Below are 2,724 nucleotides of genomic sequence, written 5' to 3' on the forward strand. Positions count from 1 at the left end.
GTGGGCTGCTCGACGACCGGCCGGTTCCCGAGGCGCGGATCGTCGACCGGCCGGGGTGGATCTCCGCGGCCGCCGATTCGATGGCTGTGCTCACCGGCATCGAATCCGCCGACGGGGGCAAGTTCGTCGGGAAACCCGCGGGTGTCCAGGCGGGGACCATGCTGGCGTTCCTGTCGACCGCGATTCTCGGGCAGTACGACCCGTTCACCGGCGAGGACGGCACCTTGCTGCTGGTCGCGCCCAATATCCTCGGCGTCGAGCGTGCGCTCGGCGTCGATCCGAGCGACTTCCGGCTCTGGGTGTGCCTGCACGAGGTGACGCACCGGGTGCAGTTCTCGTCGGCGCCCTGGCTGGCCGGGTACATGCGCACCAACGTGGACATCTTGAGCGAGGTCGGCGAGGAACCGATGAGCGAGATGCTCACCCGATTACTGGGCGAGGTGCGGTCGCGGCGCAACGGCGACAACACCGACGATCCGAACAGTCGAGGGGTGGTCGGACTGTTGCGTGCGGCCCAGGCGCCGCCGCAGCGCGAGGCACTGGATCGACTGTTGATGCTCGGTACGCTGCTCGAAGGGCATGCCGATCATGTGATGGACGCCGCCGGGCCCGCTGTGGTGCCGACCGTCGCCGATATCAGGGCCGCGTTCGATCGACGTCGACAGAAGCCGTCCAATCCGATCCAGCGGCTGCTGCGGGCCTTGCTCGGCGTGGACGCGAAGGTCGCGCAATACGTACGGGGCAAGAAGTTCGTGGACGCGGTGGTCGAGCGGGTGGGGGTCGCGGAATTCAACACGGTGTGGACGAACGCCGACACGCTGCCGTTGCTGGACGAGGTCGACGATCCGGAACGGTGGATTCGCCGGGTGCTGGGATAGGTCTCGGTAACCTGCACACGTGACTTACGCGGACGGTCGACCGCCGAGCAGGGCCGCGCAGCCTGCTCGTGGATCGCGGCTGCCGTCCGATGATCGAGAGGCGATTGTTCGGTGTGGCCGATGACATCGCCTCGTCCGATGCGCCTGCCGGAGACAGCGGCGGTGCTCGCGGTGCGGCGGGGTGTGCGCGAGTGGGTGGCCGCGCACGGTGGGCGGGGGCCGGTGGTTGTGGGGTTGTCCGGCGGGGCGGATTCGCTGGCCTTGGTGGCCGCCGCCGTTGTCGAGGCGGGTGCGGTGACCGCGGTGGTCGTCGACCATCGGTTGCAGGAGGGGTCAGCGGCGGTGGCCGATCGGGCGGTCGAGCAAGCGATGGGGCTCGGGTGTGTGGGGGCGATGGTCGTACCCGTCGAGGTCGGGCGTGCGGGGGGTGTGGAGGCGGCGGCTCGGGCGGCTCGGTACGCGGCGTTGGGGTCGGTACGGGACGGGCGGCCGGTGTTGCTCGGACACACGCTCGATGATCAGGCCGAGACGGTGCTGCTCGGGTTGGCGCGCGGCTCGGGCGGGCGGTCCATTCAGGGGATGGTGGCGTGGAATGCGCCGTGGGGGCGGCCGTTGCTGGGTGTGCGGCGGGCTCACACGGTGCGGATGTGCACTGATCTGGGGATCGAACCGTGGGACGATCCGCACAACGTCGACCTCAGGTACACCCGCGTGCGGGTGCGCAACGAAGTCTTGCCACTACTAGAGGACGTCCTCGGTGGTGGGGTCGCGCAGGCACTCGTCCGCACGGCCGAGCAGTTGCGTGCGGACGGCGCGGTGCTCGATGTCTACGCGGCCGAGTTGCTGCGGAATGCGCGTTCGCACCGCGCGAGCGCACGTCCCGATGGCGCCGTGGCGCGCCGTCCCGATCTCGATGATCGATCCGGCTCCGGTGGCCGCGACGACACCGATCGACCCACGCTGTCGATCGAGATCCTGGCCACTGCCCCGCCCGCGTTGCGTCGCAGGGCGGTGCGCGCCTGGCTTGCGGATGAGGGCGTGAGCGGGCTCATGAACGCCCATTTACAGGCGATCGACGAGCTGGTGAGTAATTGGCACGGACAGGGCGGGGTGGCGGTGGCGGGCGGCTCGAGGGACCACAGGTTGGTCGTGACGCGCGAACATGGCACGCTGGCGGTGCGAGCACAGCCGCGCATTTGATGCCACGAAGGGACACCCACTTCCGTGTACGGAGACGACATCGCATCGGTGCTGATCACCGAAGACGAGATCAAAGCCAAGATCGAGGAACTGGCCGAGCTCGTCGCCAAGCGATACCCGCCCGATTCCCCCGAAGGTGACCTCCTGCTGATCTGCGTCCTCAAGGGCGCGATCTTCTTCATGACCGACTTCGCCAGGGCGCTGTCGATCCCCACTCAGCTCGAATTCATGGCCGTGTCGTCCTACGGTTCGTCTACCTCGTCCTCGGGCGTGGTGCGCATCATGAAGGACCTAGACAAGGACATCGCGGGCCGTAACGTCCTGATCGTCGAGGACATCATCGACTCGGGCCTGACCCTGTCCTGGCTCAAGCGCAACCTGTCCACCCGCAACCCGGCCTCGCTGGAAGTAGTCACCCTGCTCCGCAAGCCCGACGCGCTGCGCACCCCCGTCGACGTCGCGCACGTGGGCTTCGACATCCCCAACGAATTCGTCGTCGGCTACGGCCTCGACTACGCCGAGCGCTACCGCGACCTCCCCTACATCGGCACCCTCAACCCGGCGGTGTACTCGTAGTTTTGGAGCGCTGGCGTGCTCGAGTTCGCGCCTCCGGCGGTCCCGCCGATCAGGTACCGCTGCTTGCTCC

General features: G+C 68.2%; 3 protein-coding genes. All 3 read left to right on the forward strand.

Features of this window, described 5'->3' with window-relative positions; all coding sequences use genetic code 11:
* The coding region (locus ACFWF3_RS31350) for a zinc-dependent metalloprotease (protein WP_379317369.1) at nucleotides 1–878 on the forward strand (878 nt) is incomplete at its 5' end.
* A gap of 138 nt (nucleotides 879–1,016) precedes the next feature.
* Nucleotides 1,017–2,078, forward strand: a complete 1,062-nt coding sequence (gene tilS / locus ACFWF3_RS31355) for a tRNA lysidine(34) synthetase TilS (RefSeq protein ID WP_379317371.1) — start codon at nucleotides 1,017–1,019, stop codon at nucleotides 2,076–2,078.
* A gap of 24 nt (nucleotides 2,079–2,102) precedes the next feature.
* A complete protein-coding gene (gene hpt, locus ACFWF3_RS31360) occupies nucleotides 2,103–2,654 on the forward strand; it encodes a hypoxanthine phosphoribosyltransferase (protein WP_056819061.1) in 552 nt (183 codons plus the stop codon).
* The last annotated feature ends 70 nt before the right edge of the window (nucleotides 2,655–2,724 follow it).

Origin of the sequence: Nocardia sp. NPDC060220 (assembly GCF_042727815.1) — a bacterium.
Taxonomy (GTDB): Bacteria; Actinomycetota; Actinomycetes; order Mycobacteriales; family Mycobacteriaceae; genus Nocardia.